An 18161-nucleotide genomic window follows, 5' to 3' on the forward strand; every position below is an offset into this window, starting at 1 on the left:
TCTGGCAGTGTAACCATTATTGCAATTGTCATTCTGAGCATAGCGAAGAATCTAATGGTTACCCTGCTGAATTGACAAATTAAAACTATATGGAAAATTTTGAAACATCAGCAATAAGAACCCAAACGGAAAGAAGCCAGTTTGATGAGCATTCTACACCGCTATATCTTACTTCCAGTTTTATATTTCAGGATGCGGAAGATATGAGAGCAAGCTTTGCAGAAGAAAAACCTAAAAACTTATACAGCCGTTTCTCTAATCCAAACGTAACCGAATTTACAGATAAGATCGCTAAAATGGAAGGAGCAGAAGCAGGATATGCCTTTGCAACAGGAATGGCAGCCATCTATTCTACATTTGCTGCATTACTGAATGCCGGAGATCATATCGTAAGCTGCCAGTCAGTATTCGGATCTACTCATACTTTGTTTACCAAATATTTCCCGAAATGGAATATTGAAACCTCTTATTTCAAAGCAGAAGATGCCGCGAATGTAGAGCAATATATTAAACCTAATACCAAGATCTTATACCTTGAAACGCCTACCAATCCGGCTATTGAAATTCTTGACCTTGAATTCTTTGGACAGATTGCGAAAAAACATAATCTTATATTTATTGTAGATAACTGTTTTGCAACGCCTTATCTTCAGCAGCCTATCAAATACGGTGCAGATATTGTGGTACACTCAGCAACGAAACTGATTGACGGACAGGGAAGAGTTTTAGGTGGAATAGCAGTAGGAAAGGAAGACCTGATCAGAGAAATTTATCTTTTCGCAAGAAATACAGGACCTGCATTATCTCCTTTTAATGCATGGGTATTATCAAAAAGCCTTGAAACATTGGCTATCCGTGTAGAAAAACACTGTGAGAATGCATTGAAGGTAGCCGGGTTTTTAGAAAGTCATCCTAATGTAGAATTGGTAAAATATCCATTCCTGAAATCTCATCCGAGTTATGAAATTGCCAAAAAGCAGATGAAACTTGGAGGAAATATTGTAGCCTTTGAAATAAAAGGTGGAATAGAAGGGGGAAGAAACTTCTTAGATAAGATCCAAATGTGTTCACTGTCTGCCAATTTAGGGGATACAAGAACGATCGTTACACATCCGGCTTCTACTACACACTCCAAACTGTCAGACGAAGAAAGAAATGAAGTAGGTATTACTGCAGGTTTGGTTCGTTGTTCAGTAGGGTTGGAAAATGTGGATGACATTATTGCTGATCTGAAGCAGGCTTTAGATTAATTCAACTAGCAACTGGTTTTAGCCAAAATAGATTAAAATGAAAAATTCAGTACAATTATATAAAGCTTTATCCGAAAGAATTTTAATTCTTGACGGAGCCATGGGAACCATGCTTCAGAGATACAAATTCGAAGAAGAAGACTACCGTGGAGAGCGTTTTAAAGACTGGGAACATCCGGTAAAAGGAAACAATGACCTGCTTTCTCTGACACAGCCTCAGGCGATTGAAGAAGTTCACAAGAAATATCTGGAAGCCGGAGCTGATATCATTGAAACCAATACGTTCTCAGGAACTACCATTGCGATGGCAGATTATCACATGGAAGATCTGGTGTACGACCTGAACTATGAGTCTGCAAAAATTGCCAGAAAAGCCTGTGACGAGTATACTGCGAAAAATCCGGACAAACCGAGATTTGTAGCGGGATCTATAGGACCTACAAACAGAACAGCTAGTTTAAGTCCAGACGTTAATGATCCGGGATACAGAGCCATCACTTTTGAAGAATTGAGAGTCGCTTACAAACAGCAGTGTGAAGCTTTGCTGGATGGAGGTTCAGATATTCTTCTGGTAGAAACCATTTTTGATACTTTGAATGCAAAAGCTGCTTTATTTGCTATTGATGAACTGCAGGATGAAAGAGGAATAAAAATTCCAATCATGGTTTCAGGAACCATTACCGATGCTTCAGGAAGAACATTGAGCGGACAGACCGCAGAAGCTTTTCTGATCTCAGTTTCCCATCTGAATTTACTAAGCGTAGGTTTCAACTGTGCATTGGGAGCAGATCAGCTGACTCCTTATCTTGAAACACTGGCTCATAATTCAGAATTCTACGTTTCAGCATATCCGAATGCCGGTTTACCGAATGCTTTTGGAAAATATGACGAAACTCCGGAAGATATGGCGAGACAGATCAAAGAATATGTTGAGAAAGGATTAATCAATATTATAGGAGGATGTTGTGGTACAACACCTGAGCATATTAAAGCGATTGCAGACCTGGTGGAGAAATATGAGCCAAGGAAATTGAAGAAATTTGTGTGATTTGATAGATTTTTTAAATTAAAATCAAAGATGAAGGCTGGATTATAAATGTTAACTTTAAGTAAACCACAAAGTTAAATATAATGGAAAAGCCAATTTACTTAAAAGATTCCGAGGATGTCAGATTATTTAATGAACTGAGAAAGAAAGTGAACCAAAGAGTAGAAAACATTTCTGAGAACAGAGATATCTACATTAAGATCAAAGCGGTACTTCTTCCACTGGTCTATATTGGTTTATATTTTTTGGCTCTTTTGAATGCCGAAAAGCATTGGATCTACATTCTGAGCTTCGTTTTAATGGGAATTTCTTTGGTTTTGATTTATTTAAACTTAATCCATGAAGCAGCCCATAACAACATTTATAAAAGTAAAAGACTGAACGGGTTGGTTCTTCACATTTTTGATTTTATAGGAGCTAATTCCTATATCTGGAAAAAAAGACATATTGCAAGCCATCACGCCTATCCTAACGTAGATGGATGGGACACGGATATCGAACAGAGTGGGCTGCTTTTAATTGTACCGTGGATCAAAGCGAAAGGAGTACAGAAGTATCAGGATAAGTTTTTCTTTTTAGTCTATCCGTTGTATTTGTTCAACTGGATGTTTATAAGAGACTTCAGGGACTTCTTTGACAAGGAAAGAGTTATTTTAAAGACCCAGGGAAAGATACCCACCATTGAAAAAGTAAAAATGATAAGCTATAAGTTGTTCTATTTTTTTTATCAGATTGTGGTTCCTGTAATGTTCTTTAAAGTATCAATAGGATTGGCTGTAGGAGCGTGGTTTTTACAGGTGATATCAGCAAGTATTTTTGCATTGTTTGTTTTACTGCCTTTGCATCCGCTTCCTGATAATGCTTTTCCAAAATTAAATAAAGAAAAGGGGCTTCCATTCAGCTGGCTTCGTCACCAGTTTGAGGTGACCAATGATTTAAAAGAAAATAACTGGTTAGTAAGAAATGTTTTGGGAAATTTCAATTTTCATGTAGCCCATCATCTTTTTCCCAATTACAGTTATATGTATTACAATGAAATTACAGAGGAGATTGAAGAATTTGCTGAAGAACATGGTTTAGCGTACAAAAGATTTCCACTGATTACAGCTTTAAGTAAGCATAGGGATTTATTGAGGCAGAATGCCAATAATGCCTACTATATTTTAGAAGAATAAAATGAAGTATTTAAGATTATCAGGCCTCGAGCCTCTTATCATAACGCCGGAGAGTAATTTCATCAACGTTGGTGAAAGGACAAACGTTGCCGGTTCCAAAAAATTTCTAAGACTGATTAAAGAAGAGAAATTCTCTGAAGCCTTAGATATTGCCCGCCATCAGGTAGAAGGAGGTGCCCAGATTCTGGACGTTAACTTTGATGATGGATTGATCGATGGAAAAGCATCGATGATTAAATTCCTGAACTTAATTGCCTCTGAACCGGATATCGCAAGAATCCCAATCATGGTAGACTCTTCCAAATGGGAAATCCTTGAAGCAGGTCTTCAGGTAGCTCAGGGAAAATGTGTAGTGAATTCTATCAGCTTAAAAGAAGGTGAGGAAGAATTTATCAAACATGCCAAAGCCATTAAAAGATATGGAGCGGCAGTCATTGTTATGGCGTTTGATGAGGTAGGGCAGGCTGATAGTTTTGAAAGGAGAATTGAAATTTCAAAACGTTCCTACGATATTCTTGTGAACCAGATTGGTTTCCCCGCAGAAGATATCATTTTCGACTTAAATATTTTTCCGGTAGCAACTGGAATGGATGAGCACAGAAGAAATGCCATCGACTTTATTGAAGCTACGCGCTGGGTAAGACAAAATCTTCCCTATGCATCCGTGAGTGGAGGAGTGAGCAATGTTTCTTTCTCTTTCCGTGGAAATGATACAGTGAGAGAAGCCATGCACTCCGTATTCCTTTACCATGCGATTCAGGCAGGAATGAACATTGGTATCGTGAATCCGGCAATGCTTGAGGTTTACGATGAAATCAATAAAGAACTTCTGGAGCTTGTAGAAGATGTAATTTTGGATAAACGAGAAGATGCTACAGAAAGACTTCTTGATTATTCCGAAAAGCATAAATCAGTTAAGAAAGAAAAAACTGAAGACTTAGAATGGAGAAACAATCCTTTGCAGGAAAGAATTACTTATGCTCTGGTAAAAGGAATTGACCGTTTCATTGAAGAAGATGTAGAAGAAGCAAGACAACTGGCTGCAAGACCACTTCATGTCATCGAAATTAATCTGATGACCGGAATGGGAGTCGTAGGAGATTTATTCGGAAGCGGAAAGATGTTCCTTCCTCAGGTAGTGAAGTCCGCAAGGGTAATGAAAAAAGCGGTAGCTTATCTACAACCTTTCATTGAAGCAGAAAAAGACGGATCAAGACCTGCTAATGGAAAAATCTTAATGGCAACAGTAAAAGGTGATGTTCATGATATTGGTAAAAATATTGTAAGTGTTGTTTTGGGCTGTAACAATTATGAAATTGTTGACCTTGGTGTGATGGTTCCTGCTGAAAAGATTATTCAGACTGCTATTGAAGAAAAAGTAGACGTTATCGGACTGAGCGGACTGATTACCCCAAGTTTGGATGAAATGGTATACATCGCTTCAGAATTAGAAAGACAGAATTTAGATTTTCCGTTATTGATCGGTGGTGCTACCACTTCAAAAGCACATACCGCAGTGAAAATCGATTTAAAATATAAAAATGCAGTCGTTCACGTGAATGATGCTTCCAGAGCTGTCAACGTAGTAAGCTCATTATTGGGTGACAGAAATAAAGAATATGTTTCGGATTTAAAGAATGACTATTCCGATTTCAGGGAAAAATTCCTGAACAGACAGGTAGATAAAGATTATGTTTCCATTGAAGAAGCAAGAGAAAACAATTTTAAAATTGATTGGGAAAACGAAGAAATTTTCACTCCGAATACCATAGGAATAAAAGTGATCGAAAATCAGGACCTGAGAGAACTTCTTCCTTTTATCGACTGGTCTCCGTTTTTCAGAAGCTGGGATCTTCACGGAAAATATCCGAATATCCTGGAAGATGAAGTGGTAGGCGTTCAGGCGAAAGAATTATTCAAAGATGCCCAGGTGATTCTAAAGAGAATTCTGGATGAGAAACTGTTGACGGCAAAAGCCATCTTCGGAATCTTTAAAGCCAATTCTAATGAATCTGATGATATTTTGATTTTTGATGAAAATAATAATGAGCAGGCGAAGTTTTTAACCCTAAGACAGCAGGCTCAGAGATCAAAAGGAAAAGACTATCTGGCGCTAAGTGATTTCATCGCTCCTCAAAGTTCAGGAAAAACCGATTATGTGGGAGCATTCTGTGTAACCACCGGATTTGGAACTGATGAACTGTCTACAGAATATGAAAAAGCCAATGATGATTACAATTCCATCATGGTGAAAGCTCTGGCAGATCGTTTTGCAGAAGCCTATGCAGAATTTTTACATAAAAAAGTCAGAACAGAATACTGGGGATATGCTAATCAGGAAAGTTTAAGCAACGAAGAATTGATTGCCGAAAAATATAAAGGAATCCGTCCGGCACCAGGTTATCCGGCTTGCCCTGATCATTTGGAAAAGAAAACCATCTGGGATCTTTTAAAAGTAGAAGAAAATACAGGCGTTTTCCTTACAGAAAGCCTTGCTATGTTCCCTACAGCATCTGTTTCCGGATATTATTTCGGAAGCCCGCATGCCAAATATTTCGGATTAGGAAAAATTACAGAAGACCAACTTGAAGATTATGCAGCAAGAAGAAGTTGTAGCATCCAGGAAGCGAGAAAATGGTTGTCACCAAATTTAGCAGATTAACATTGACATGAAGATAACAGAACACATTAAAAATGCAAATGGAAAAACTTTATTCTCCTTAGAAGTTGTTCCGCCACAGAAAGGAATCGGGATTGAAGATCTTTACACGAATATAGATCCGTTGATGGAGTTCAAACCTCCTTTCATTGATGTGACCACATCCAGAGAAGAATACATTTATCTGGACAAAGGAAATGGCTTGATGGAACGCCGTATTACAAGAATGCGCCCGGGAACACTGGGAATTTGTGCTGCAATCCAGCATAAATACAATGTAGATACAGTACCACACCTTCTTTGTGGAGGTTTTACCAAGGAAGAAACAGAATATCTGTTGGTAGACTGTATGTACCTTGGTATTGATAATGTAATGGCCTTAAGAGGAGATGCCATGAAAGGACATCAGTATTTTGAACCTACTCAGGGAGGACATGCCAGTGCTATGGATTTGGTGAATCAGATTAATAATCTGGGAAGAGGAAAATATCTTCATAACGAAGAACAGGTATGTGATGAATTGAACAAATTCTGCATCGGTGTTGCCGGATATCCGGAAAAACATATGGAAGCCCCTTCCATGAATTATGACCTGAAGTGGCTGAAGCAAAAGGTAGATGCCGGAGCAGATTATATCGTTACCCAAATGTTTTTTGACAATAAAAAGTATATTGAATTCGTTCAGAAAGCAAGAGAAATGGGAATCACGGTTCCAATTATTCCGGGAATTAAACCGATTGCAACAAAGAAACACTTGAAAATCCTGCCACAGGTATTCAAAATAGACCTTCCGGAAGAACTGATCAATGAGGTAGAAAATGCAAAGAATAATGAAGCTGTAAAACAGATCGGAATAGAATGGTCCATTGCTCAATGCAAAGAATTGCTGGATTTTGGAGTTCCTGTTCTGCACTTCTACTCCATGGGGAAGAGTGATAATATTAAAAAAGTAGCCGGTGAGCTATTCTAATAAAAGTACCAAAATGAAGGAACCCTGCTGTAAAAAGCAGGGTTTTTATTTTTTAATCTGATACAGAATTTCACTTAAAGATAAAATGAGTAAGCCGTAGGCTACACACCCGATTAGAAAAAATCAACAAAGTTGATGCTAACTTCCCTCTTCCAGCTCCCATCATCCTTATTCTAAAGACCAGTATGTCTCTCAAACTCCTTACTCCTATCAAATAAATATCTATAAGTAGCCAACTTTCGGGTAACTGTAGTTTCAAGAGCTTCTGCAATCTTAATCATTTTAGGATTAAAATCACCAATCCACTGCAGTTCTGTAATTGTAAAATCGGTATGCTTTCTCAAATGTTGAGTCCCTTCCCAGATCATATACCCGTCAATACCTTTCTTCTGCCATTCAGGGACAACACCGAAAACAAGGCCCACCATTTTTTCATTCTTTTTAAAACGCTTTAAAAACAAAAATTTAAGCTTTTCATAAATTCCGAATTTCCCATTTAGATATTTAAACCACTGGTTGAGGTCTGGCATATTGATCCACATCGCAATCGGTGTCTCATTTTCATATACAAACCACGAAATATGCTCATTGATAATAGGTTTCATGGTGTTGAACATCTTCAGAACTTTTGCTTCTTCCAGATGTTTTCCTTCTCCATGCGAAGCCCATGCTTTATTGTAAACTTCTGTAAAGTCCCTGGCAAACTTGGGCAGATTATTCTTTTTCATAGGTTGAGCTGAGATTACAGGATTTCTTCTGTTCTTTTCATGTGCAATCGTAAAGATCCTCGAAACTTCCGCAAAAACAGGTCTGGTAAAACAAAGCTGCTCAAAATAAATCTGAAAACCATAATTTTCAAAAAGATCTTTGTAATAAGGGAAGTTGTAATTCATTCCAAACAAAGGCTCAGCAAAACCTTCAGTCAAAAGACCCCAGAATTTATCCCGCTCTCCAAAATTGATAGGTCCATCCATCGCCTCAATTCCTTTTTCCTGAAGCCAGTTTTTACAATGATCAAAAATAAAATTGGCTGTTTCCTGGTCATTGATACAGTCGAAAAACCCCATTCCTCCCGTAGGCTGCTTTTGCTCATAACAGCTGTTTACAAAAACAGCTACTTTTCCAACGATGTTGCCATTCTTTTTAAACAGAAATCTTTTACATTCCCCGTTTTTAAAGAATTTATTCTTGGCAGGATCAAAAATCTCCTCAATATGTTTATCTAAAGGACGGATATAATTTTTGTCGTGTTGATAAAGGCGGGCCGGGAATTCCAGAAATTCCCTTTTATGGAGTTGGTTTTGTACTTCTTCGACAATAATCATATGTTTTTTTATCAGAAATGGCTATAAAAGATAATGTTTTTCATCTTATTTGAAATAGACAAAAAGATATTATCCGTATTTTTGCTGCAAATTAAATAAAAATGGTTGATTTTACTGATAACGACGATGATATTTTCACTGGAAAAGAACATACGCCTATAAGGGAAGATGCTTTTGATAAATCGCCACAGGAAAAAATTGAAAAAATTACTGAGCTTTTTGGCGAGATTATGGAAACGCTGGGAATGGACATGACAGATGATTCTCTGAAAGACTCTCCAAGACGTGTTGCCAAAATGTATGTGAACGAGATCTTTGGAGGACTTCTTCCTGAAAACAAACCAGGAATCTCCACGTTCTCCAACAAATACAAATACCGTCAGATGTTGGTAGAGAAGGATATCACTGTATATTCTTTTTGCGAACACCACTTTTTACCCATTATAGGAAGAGCACATGTTGCTTATATTTCCAACGGGGAAGTAATTGGCCTTTCAAAAATTAACAGAATTGTTGATTACTATGCGAAAAGGCCACAGGTTCAGGAAAGACTTACCATGCAGATTGTAGATGCTTTGAAAGAAGCTTTGGGAACGAAAGATGTGGCGTGTATCATTGATGCAAAGCACCTTTGTGTTAACTGCAGAGGAATAAAAGATACGGCAAGTTCTACCATTACTGCAGAACTAAGTGGTATTTTCAGAACAAACCCTATTACAAGACAGGAATTCTTACATTACGTAGGAAGCCATGCAAAACTGGATTAATAAACAATGAACTACCAGATTCTTCGAAATATTATCGATGCCGAGCTTCAGAGATTTAAAAATATCACTGAAGAAGAATGGTCACGTAAAGGTTCTTCAGAAAAATGGTCCAAAAAAGAAATTATTGGCCATCTTTGTGACAGTGCTTTTACAAATATCCGTAGATTTGTTGTGACACAATATAAAGAGAACGAAAATATTGTATACGACCAGAATTTTTGGGTAAAAGCTCAGAACTATCAGAATGTTCCCACTTCAGATCTTATTGATCTGTGGAAATCTTTGAACTATCAGATTGTTCACATCGTAGAAAATATCCCAGATGAAGCATTACAGAGAACCTGTGATACAACCAAAACAGAACCTCGGGTGTATACATTGGAGTTTATTATCGATGATTATGTAGATCACTTACAGCATCATTTAAAAGCGATTTAATTATGATAAAATTTAAAAAAGTTTCAGATAAGATTTTTATCACGACAATTATTTGTTGTGACAGATGTAATTTTTAACTCAATTTTGAATCTTTAAAATCATTAAATCTTTTAACTTAAAAATAAATGCAATTAAAAATATATAACTCGCTTACAGCAGAAAAAGAAATATTCAAACCTATCTTAGAAGGAAACGTCGGAATGTACGTCTGCGGACCTACCGTGTACAGCAATGTACATTTAGGAAATGTAAGAACTTTCCTTTCTTTCGATTTTATCTATCGTACCCTGATGCATTTGGGATACAAAGTAAGATATGTAAGAAATATTACTGATGCAGGTCACCTTACCGATGATGGAAATGTTGATAACGACAGATTCGTAAAACAGACCAGGCTTGAAAAGCTGGAGCCTATGGAAATTGTACAGAAATACACCGTAGATTTCCACAAAGTATTGGATATGTTCAACCTACTTCCTCCAAACATCGAACCTACCGCTACAGGACACATTGTAGAGCAGATTGAATTAACTCAAAAGCTGATTGAAAGAGGCTTTGCTTACGAAAGCAACGGTTCAGTATACTTTGATGTTTTAGAATACAACAAAAGAGGATTGAACTACGGTGAACTTTCAAAACGTAATATAGAAGAGCTATTCGCCAATACCAGAGACCTTGACGGACAGGGAGAAAAGAAAAACCCACAGGATTTTGCATTGTGGAAAAAAGCATCGCCAGCCCACATCATGAGATGGAATTCCCCTTGGGGAGAAGGTTTCCCGGGATGGCATCTTGAATGTACTGCAATGAGTACAAAATATCTTGGCGAAACATTCGATATCCATGGAGGAGGAATGGATCTTAAATTCCCTCACCACGAATGTGAAATTGCACAAGGGAAAGCTTGCAACGATGCAGCTCCGGTAAATTACTGGATGCATGCCAATATGCTGACGATGAATTCTCAGCGTATGAGCAAATCTACAGGGAACTATATCCTCCCGATGCAGTTGGTTACAGGAGATAATGACTTCTTTGAAAAACCTTTCCATCCTTCAATTGTACGTTTCTGCTTCCTGCAGGCGCACTACAGAAGCGTTCTGGATATTTCAAACGATGCCATGATAGCCAGCGAAAAAGGATTTATCAGATTAATGGAAGCAGTGAAAGTATTGAATTCTATTACTCCAGATGATACAAAACAATCCGGTTTCAGCCTGAAAGAGTGGAAAGATAAAGCCTATGAAGCTTTAACAGACGATTTCAATTCACCAATCCTGATCGCTCACCTGTTTGAAGCCGTGAAGTATATCTTCGCTTTGAACGATGGTAAAGAAACAATCTCAACAGAGGATCTTGAAGATTTGAAAACTACACTCAATGCCTTTATCTTTGATGTTCTTGGACTGCAGACCGTGGAAGAGAATAACAATGAAAAGCTGGATCAGACCCTAAAGGTATTGATCGAACTGAGAAATCAGGCACGAAAATCAAAGAACTTCGAGCTTTCAGACCAGATCAGAGACAAACTGCTTGCTGAAGGAATCGAATTAAAAGACGGAAGAGACGGAACATCATACGTTCTGAACTAGAAAATATAACTTCGTTTTATCCCCATTCCGTAGGAGTCCCTTAAATACAGGATTCTTACGGAATGTTTTTTTTGGAGATCATCTTATTTATATTTACATTATTATAGTATAAGTAGAATTTGATGTTTCCCTCTTTTACCTACACATTTTAAAATCTCTCAACCTTCTCAATCTTCTCCAACTCTCAAACTCTCCAATCCAATTAGGAGCTTCATCCTGCTATCCATTTCTACTCCTCGCGCCCGCGCACTCCCACACCCAAACCCACCCACACTCCAACCAAGCTGCGGGGTAACCATTACTATCAGGGCTAGGGGAGAGGGGGAATTATAAACTATAAATTATGAATGATAAATGATGAGGTTCGGGTTATTGTGTTGCAGGTTTCGGGTTTCAAGGTATAAAAGGAACATTGGTGATGAATTTTAATCTTGTTGGTTTCTATGGAAACAGGTTATTGAGTATCCATCTCTATTCCCATCGTGTCGTTCCGAAGGAATCCCAACTTCTTTACAAGAGCCTTAAAGGAAGTAAAATGACAGTATAATATCTAAGGCCTTTCAGCAGTTAGTATTAGCAATCATGCTGAGCAGAGTCGAAACATTTTAATTAATTACGGGTATAGGAGTTAAATCCTATTAATTATATATAATGTACTCTTTCATATTTCCTATCCTATATATAATATAAAAGCAAACATCTTATCTGTGTAAATCTGTGAGATCTGTGGGCAATCATCATCCCATACATAAAAAATCAACAATCTCCCTATGATCTTCCATCAACAGGAGAGGTCTGTAATCCTGAGCTTCGTCGAAGGAAGCCTAGTCTCATGAAAATTTTCCGCTCCTCAGGCTTCAGCCCAACCCACATCTACCCTTCATTATTATATATACCTTATTTTGATCATTCCTCCTCCAGAAACCAGCATCTCATATCCTGCATCTCGTCCCGAATCATACCCTCTTACCCTCTCCACCGCTCAAACTCTCCAACCCTCCGACACTCTCACCTGATCCTCCAAACAAATGTTTAAAATTTTTCACCCTGCTATCCAGCTGATTAGGCCTAAATATTAATAAAAGGTAAAATTTATGTTAAATAAAGTTGTGGGGTATGGTATAAGTTTCTATCTTTGCCCCACTGAAAAACGAAATACATTCAGTAGCGCAGAAGCGCCTTTAGAAAGGCAGAAACATAAACTACTTCATAAGATAAGGACGAAAAAAAACTTTAATTTTTTTTACAAAAAAAGTTGTCAGTTAAAAAATAGTTATTATCTTTGCAGTCCCAATTAGAGGGAGCGCAGGAGTAGATGGATTGAGGGTTTTGGAAGGATTAAGGTTACTTAAAAAACTTTAAAATTTTCTTCAAAAACATTTGGTCAATTAAAAATAAAGTTTTACTTTTGCACTCGCAAATACGGAGCAACACTGACAGAAAGATTGCTGCGTTAAAAAGCGAAAGATATAAAGATCATTGACATACAATATAACAACCAAGTAAGGAAAAACTAAAGCGTTAAAAACTTTGAGTGAGTCAGACAAACATACAATGGAGAGTTTGATCCTGGCTCAGGATGAACGCTAGCGGGAGGCCTAACACATGCAAGCCGAGCGGTAGAGATTCTTCGGAATCTTGAGAGCGGCGTACGGGTGCGGAACACGTGTGCAACCTGCCTTTATCAGGGGGATAGCCTTTCGAAAGGAAGATTAATACCCCATAATATATTGAATGGCATCATTTAATATTGAAAACTCCGGTGGATAGAGATGGGCACGCGCAAGATTAGATAGTTGGTGAGGTAACGGCTCACCAAGTCTACGATCTTTAGGGGGCCTGAGAGGGTGATCCCCCACACTGGTACTGAGACACGGACCAGACTCCTACGGGAGGCAGCAGTGAGGAATATTGGACAATGGGTGAGAGCCTGATCCAGCCATCCCGCGTGAAGGACGACGGCCCTATGGGTTGTAAACTTCTTTTGTATAGGGATAAACCTAGATACGTGTATCTAGCTGAAGGTACTATACGAATAAGCACCGGCTAACTCCGTGCCAGCAGCCGCGGTAATACGGAGGGTGCAAGCGTTATCCGGATTTATTGGGTTTAAAGGGTCCGTAGGCGGATTTGTAAGTCAGTGGTGAAATCTCACAGCTTAACTGTGAAACTGCCATTGATACTGCAAGTCTTGAGTGTTGTTGAAGTAGCTGGAATAAGTAGTGTAGCGGTGAAATGCATAGATATTACTTAGAACACCAATTGCGAAGGCAGGTTACTAAGCAACAACTGACGCTGATGGACGAAAGCGTGGGGAGCGAACAGGATTAGATACCCTGGTAGTCCACGCCGTAAACGATGCTAACTCGTTTTTGGAGCGCAAGCTTCAGAGACTAAGCGAAAGTGATAAGTTAGCCACCTGGGGAGTACGAACGCAAGTTTGAAACTCAAAGGAATTGACGGGGGCCCGCACAAGCGGTGGATTATGTGGTTTAATTCGATGATACGCGAGGAACCTTACCAAGGCTTAAATGGGAAATGACAGGTTTAGAAATAGACTTTTCTTCGGACATTTTTCAAGGTGCTGCATGGTTGTCGTCAGCTCGTGCCGTGAGGTGTTAGGTTAAGTCCTGCAACGAGCGCAACCCCTGTCACTAGTTGCCATCATTAAGTTGGGGACTCTAGTGAGACTGCCTACGCAAGTAGAGAGGAAGGTGGGGATGACGTCAAATCATCACGGCCCTTACGCCTTGGGCCACACACGTAATACAATGGCCGGTACAGAGGGCAGCTACACTGCGAAGTGATGCAAATCTCGAAAGCCGGTCTCAGTTCGGATTGGAGTCTGCAACTCGACTCTATGAAGCTGGAATCGCTAGTAATCGCGCATCAGCCATGGCGCGGTGAATACGTTCCCGGGCCTTGTACACACCGCCCGTCAAGCCATGGAAGTCTGGGGTACCTGAAGTCGGTGACCGTAACAGGAGCTGCCTAGGGTAAAACAGGTAACTAGGGCTAAGTCGTAACAAGGTAGCCGTACCGGAAGGTGCGGCTGGAACATCTCATTTTAGAGCGTCTTAAGACGTTAAACAAAATCAGTATCGTAAGATACATTATACTTACTTAAAGTATAGCTTTAGTTTTTTGTTTGGTTGATATATAAAAATACAAAACCCACTAGAAATTAGTATAGGGAAGAGATTGAGAAATGAAGAAGAGGAAAAGTATTACTTATTACTCATCACCCATTACTCATAAAAAGTCTCGTAGCTCAGCTGGTTAGAGCGCTACACTGATAATGTAGAGGTCGGCAGTTCGAGCCTGCCCGAGACTACTAATTAAAGCGGATAGCAAATAGCTTATAGCTAGAGGCATTAAGCCAAAAGCAACAAGCCAAAAGCTAGCAGCAACTAGAGGGGGAATTAGCTCAGCTGGCTAGAGCGCCTGCCTTGCACGCAGGAGGTCAAGGGTTCGACTCCCTTATTCTCCACAGTTTTGGACGACTGATTTAAAAGTTACGAATGGAGCCAAAAACAACATTTGTTCATCAGTTTGAAAGAAAGAAATTAAGATCATTGACATTAACGGTAAAGACATCACAAAGAGAAAACCGAGCGCATAAAGCGCTTGAGTAACCAATAGGAAAGAAATCGTTAAGGGCGTATGGCGGATGCCTAGGCTTTCAGAGGCGACGAAGGACGTGGTAAGCTGCGAAAAGCTGCGGGGATTGGCACACACGAATTGATCCGCAGATATCCGAATGGGGCAACCCGGCATGTTGAAGACATGTCACCTCGTAAGAGGAGCAAACCCGGAGAACTGAAACATCTAAGTACCCGGAGGAAAAGAAATCGAAGAGATTCCGTAAGTAGTGGCGAGCGAAAGCGGATTAGCCCAAAAGTCTTTTTATGTTTAATAGAATGTTCTGGAAAGAACAGCCGTAGAGGGTGATAGCCCCGTATATGAAAGGCATATTAAGATGATAAATGAGTAGGGCGGGACACGTGAAATCCTGTCTGAATATGGGGGGACCATCCTCCAAGGCTAAATACTCCTGAAAGACCGATAGTGAACAAGTACTGTGAAGGAAAGGTGAAAAGCACTTCGAATAGAAGGGTGAAATAGAACCTGAAACCGTACGCCTACAAGCGGTCGGAGCAGCATACAGCTGTGACGGCGTGCCTTTTGCATAATGAGCCTACGAGTTAATTTTACTAGCGAGGTTAAGGTATTAAGTACCGGAGCCGGAGCGAAAGCGAGTCTGAATAGGGCGCATAGTTAGTAGGATTAGACGCGAAACCTTGTGATCTACCCATGGGCAGGTTGAAGCTCTGGTAACACAGAGTGGAGGACCGAACCGGTTGACGTTGAAAAGTCTTCGGATGACCTGTGGGTAGGGGTGAAAGGCCAATCAAACTGGGAGATAGCTCGTACTCTCCGAAATGCATTTAGGTGCAGCGTCGTATATAAGTTTATTAGAGGTAGAGCTACTGATTGGATGCGGGGGTTTCATCGCCTACCAATTCCTGACAAACTCCGAATGCTAATAAATGTTCTACGGCAGTGAGGGCATGGGTGCTAAGGTCCATGTCCGAGAGGGAAAGAACCCAGACCAACAGCTAAGGTCCCAAAATATATGTTAAGTTGAAACAACGCGGTTGGACTGCATTGACAGCTAGGATGTTGGCTTGGAAGCAGCCATTCATTTAAAGAGTGCGTAACAGCTCACTAGTCGAGCGGTCCGGCATGGATAATAATCGGGCATAAACATATTACCGAAGCTATGGATTTGTATTTTAGATACATCTGGTAGGAGAGCATTCTATTTGCGCCGAAGCAGTACTGTGAGGTATTGTGGAGCGGATAGAAAAGAAAATGTAGGCATAAGTAACGATAAAGCAGGCGAGAAACCTGCTCACCGAAAGACCAAGGCTTCCTCAGCCATGCTAATCAGCTGAGGGTTAGTCGGGACCTAACGCGAACCCGAAAGGGGTAGTGGATGGACAATGGGTTAATATTCCCATACTTGCTCACGAATAAAGGGGACGGTTGGATGTAGCTGCTGGAGACTGACGGAATAGTCAAGGCCTAGCCTTCGGGCGAAGCTGCTGTAGTGTAATCTGATCCAAGAAAAGCCGAAGTGAAGCAACCCGTACCAAAACCGACACAGGTGGTCGAGGAGAGAATCCTAAGGTGCTCGAGTGAGTCGTGGCTAAGGAACTAGGCAAAATAGTCTCGTAACTTCGGAAGAAGAGACGCCAACAGCAATGTTGGCCGCAGTGAAGAGGCCCAGGCGACTGTTTATCAAAAACACAGGACTCTGCTAAATCGAAAGATGCTGTATAGGGTCTGACACCTGCCCGGTGCTGGAAGGTTAAGGAAGGTGCTTAGAGTTAAATCGAAGGCATTAACTGAAGCCCCAGTAAACGGCGGCCGTAACTATAACGGTCCTAAGGTAGCGAAATTCCTTGTCGGGTAAGTTCCGACCTGCACGAATGGTGTAACGATCTGGGCACTGTCTCAGCCACGAGCTCGGTGAAATTGTAGTATCGGTGAAGATGCCGATTACCCGCAATGGGACGAAAAGACCCTGTGAACCTTTACTATAACTTCGTATTGACTTTGAGTAAGTAATGTGTAGGATAGGTGGGAGGCTTTGAAGCAGGCACGCTAGTGTTTGTGGAGCCAACGTTGAAATACCACCCTTTACTTACTTGGAGCCTAACTTCTTTTAGAAGGACATTGCGTGGTGGGTAGTTTGACTGGGGTGGTCGCCTCCAAAAGAGTAACGGAGGCTTTCAAAGGTACCCTCAGCACGCTTGGTAACCGTGCGTAGAGTGTAATGGCATAAGGGTGCTTGACTGTGAGACCTACAAGTCGATCAGGTGCGAAAGCAGGACATAGTGATCCGGTGGTTCCGTATGGAAGGGCCATCGCTCATAGGATAAAAGGTACTCCGGGGATAACAGGCTAGTCTCCCCCAAGAGCTCACATCGACGGGGAGGTTCGGCACCTCGATGTCGGCTCGTCACATCCTGGGGCTGGAGAAGGTCCCAAGGGTTGGGCTGTTCGCCCATTAAAGTGGCACGCGAGCTGGGTTCAGAACGTCGTGAGACAGTTCGGTCTCTATCTATTGCGGGCGTTAGATGTTTGAGAGGGCTTGATTCTAGTACGAGAGGACCGAATTGAACAAACCTCTGGTGTATCAGTTGTACCGCCAGGTGCACCGCTGAGTAGCTACGTTTGGAAGAGATAAGCACTGAAAGCATATAAGTGCGAAACTCGCCTCAAGATGAGACATCTTTTAAGGGTCGTTGTAGATGACGACGTTGATAGGCTATAGGTGTAAAGACAGTAATGTCATAGCCAAGTAGTACTAATTACCCGTAGATTTATAGTCTATGGTTACTAATAAACCAAGTGCTTTATGCGCAGTGAAGGTTTTGTCTTTGTGAAAGTTTTTATCGCTTAAAAACGCAATAAGCTTCAGGCTTCAGTCCTAATGCTTAAAGCTATATACAACCTTTAGGGTGGTTTTAGCGGTGGGGCTCACCTGTTCCCATTCCGAACACAGAAGTTAAGCCCACCAGCGCCGATGGTACTGCTAACGCGGGAGAGTAGGCCGCCGCCAGTTTTTATTTTATTTTTAAAAAACCTTTATCTTTACGATAAAGGTTTTTTTGTTGTATACCTACACCAACAGACACATAAGTAATCAGCAATGAGTAATGAGTAATAGATAATAAGTCACTATGACTAATCTCCGTTGTCTTTATGCCTCCAGCTTCCAGCTTCCTGCTTCCAGCCCTCTTTTTTCCATGCTTTAACTAACAATTGGTCTTTACCTTCAATACTATTCTTTATTCCAGCCAAATCCTGTCACTCCGTAGGAGTCTAATAAAAACTTAATCGTAAAATCTTAAATTATCAAGAACAA

General features: G+C 40.3%; 10 protein-coding genes, 2 tRNA genes and 3 rRNA genes. 14 read left to right on the forward strand and 1 reads right to left on the reverse strand.

What is annotated here, in order from left to right; all coding sequences use genetic code 11:
- Positions 1-89: 89 nt before the first annotated feature.
- The 5 genes from BUE84_RS02000 (at position 90) to metF (ending at position 7102) form a co-directional block, all read left to right on the forward strand.
- Positions 90-1250, forward strand: a complete 1161-nt coding sequence (locus BUE84_RS02000; RefSeq protein ID WP_079240293.1) for an O-succinylhomoserine sulfhydrylase — start codon at positions 90-92, stop codon at positions 1248-1250.
- A gap of 37 nt (positions 1251-1287) precedes the next feature.
- Positions 1288-2298 (forward strand): homocysteine S-methyltransferase family protein, encoded by a 1011-nt coding sequence (locus BUE84_RS02005; RefSeq protein ID WP_079240294.1) that lies wholly within the window; start codon positions 1288-1290, stop codon positions 2296-2298.
- A gap of 83 nt (positions 2299-2381) precedes the next feature.
- Positions 2382-3473, forward strand: coding sequence for a fatty acid desaturase family protein (locus tag BUE84_RS02010; RefSeq protein WP_079240295.1), 1092 nt, complete (start codon positions 2382-2384; stop codon positions 3471-3473).
- Position 3474: 1 nt separating this feature from the next.
- Positions 3475-6135 carry a methionine synthase gene (gene metH / locus BUE84_RS02015; RefSeq protein ID WP_079240296.1) on the forward strand — a complete coding sequence of 887 codons (2661 nt, stop codon included), beginning with the start codon at positions 3475-3477 and terminating at the stop codon, positions 6133-6135.
- A gap of 7 nt (positions 6136-6142) precedes the next feature.
- On the forward strand, positions 6143-7102 hold the full coding sequence (gene metF / locus BUE84_RS02020) for a methylenetetrahydrofolate reductase [NAD(P)H] (protein WP_034694800.1): 960 nt from the start codon (positions 6143-6145) through the stop codon (positions 7100-7102).
- Between the two features lie 173 nt (positions 7103-7275).
- Here the strand turns inward: metF and BUE84_RS02025 are convergent, their stop codons facing one another.
- Entirely contained in the window at positions 7276-8427 is a 1152-nt protein-coding gene (locus tag BUE84_RS02025) for a hypothetical protein (protein WP_079240297.1), read from the reverse strand.
- 101 nt (positions 8428-8528) lie between these two features.
- On the opposite strand from BUE84_RS02025, the gene folE reads away from it, so the two are divergent.
- The 9 genes from folE to rrf all read left to right on the forward strand — a co-directional run bounded on the left by folE (position 8529) and on the right by rrf (position 17858).
- A complete protein-coding gene (folE, locus tag BUE84_RS02030; protein ID WP_034694807.1) occupies positions 8529-9194 on the forward strand; it encodes a GTP cyclohydrolase I FolE in 666 nt (221 codons plus the stop codon).
- Between the two features lie 6 nt (positions 9195-9200).
- A complete protein-coding gene (locus BUE84_RS02035; RefSeq protein ID WP_079240298.1) occupies positions 9201-9632 on the forward strand; it encodes a DinB family protein in 432 nt (143 codons plus the stop codon).
- Positions 9633-9757: 125 nt separating this feature from the next.
- Positions 9758-11224 carry a cysteine--tRNA ligase gene (gene cysS / locus BUE84_RS02040; RefSeq protein WP_079240299.1) on the forward strand — a complete coding sequence of 489 codons (1467 nt, stop codon included), beginning with the start codon at positions 9758-9760 and terminating at the stop codon, positions 11222-11224.
- A gap of 418 nt (positions 11225-11642) precedes the next feature.
- On the forward strand, positions 11643-11771 hold the full coding sequence (locus BUE84_RS24900) for a hypothetical protein (RefSeq protein ID WP_262487975.1): 129 nt from the start codon (positions 11643-11645) through the stop codon (positions 11769-11771).
- Between the two features lie 1004 nt (positions 11772-12775).
- Positions 12776-14292, forward strand: a 16S ribosomal RNA gene (locus BUE84_RS02045).
- A 192-nt stretch (positions 14293-14484) separates the two neighbouring features.
- Positions 14485-14558 (forward strand) — tRNA-Ile (locus BUE84_RS02050).
- Positions 14559-14640: 82 nt separating this feature from the next.
- Positions 14641-14714 (forward strand) — tRNA-Ala (locus tag BUE84_RS02055).
- A gap of 153 nt (positions 14715-14867) precedes the next feature.
- Positions 14868-17624 (forward strand): 23S ribosomal RNA (locus BUE84_RS02060).
- A gap of 126 nt (positions 17625-17750) precedes the next feature.
- Positions 17751-17858: ribosomal RNA gene (rrf, locus tag BUE84_RS02065) — 5S ribosomal RNA — on the forward strand.
- The 16S, 23S and 5S rRNA genes sit together here with 2 tRNA genes alongside, the layout of an rRNA operon.
- Positions 17859-18161 lie beyond the last annotated feature (303 nt).

It is taken from the genome of Chryseobacterium indologenes, assembly GCF_002025665.1.
Lineage (GTDB): Bacteria > Bacteroidota > Bacteroidia > Flavobacteriales > Weeksellaceae > Chryseobacterium > Chryseobacterium metallicongregator.

Excerpts from the sequence above, each read along its gene's own strand:
- BUE84_RS02000 (WP_079240293.1), top strand. The coding sequence starts at position 90 with ATGGAAAATTTTGAAACATCAGCAATAAGAACCCAAACGGAAAGAAGC.
- BUE84_RS02005 (WP_079240294.1), top strand. The coding sequence starts at position 1,288 with ATGAAAAATTCAGTACAATTATATAAAGCTTTATCCGAAAGAATTTTA.
- BUE84_RS02010 (WP_079240295.1), top strand. The coding sequence starts at position 2,382 with ATGGAAAAGCCAATTTACTTAAAAGATTCCGAGGATGTCAGATTATTT.
- metH (WP_079240296.1), top strand. The coding sequence starts at position 3,475 with ATGAAGTATTTAAGATTATCAGGCCTCGAGCCTCTTATCATAACGCCG.
- metF (WP_034694800.1), top strand. The coding sequence starts at position 6,143 with ATGAAGATAACAGAACACATTAAAAATGCAAATGGAAAAACTTTATTC.
- BUE84_RS02025 (WP_079240297.1), bottom strand. The coding sequence starts at position 8,427 with ATGATTATTGTCGAAGAAGTACAAAACCAACTCCATAAAAGGGAATTT.
- folE (WP_034694807.1), top strand. The coding sequence starts at position 8,529 with ATGGTTGATTTTACTGATAACGACGATGATATTTTCACTGGAAAAGAA.
- BUE84_RS02035 (WP_079240298.1), top strand. The coding sequence starts at position 9,201 with ATGAACTACCAGATTCTTCGAAATATTATCGATGCCGAGCTTCAGAGA.
- cysS (WP_079240299.1), top strand. The coding sequence starts at position 9,758 with ATGCAATTAAAAATATATAACTCGCTTACAGCAGAAAAAGAAATATTC.
- BUE84_RS24900 (WP_262487975.1), top strand. The coding sequence starts at position 11,643 with ATGAATTTTAATCTTGTTGGTTTCTATGGAAACAGGTTATTGAGTATC.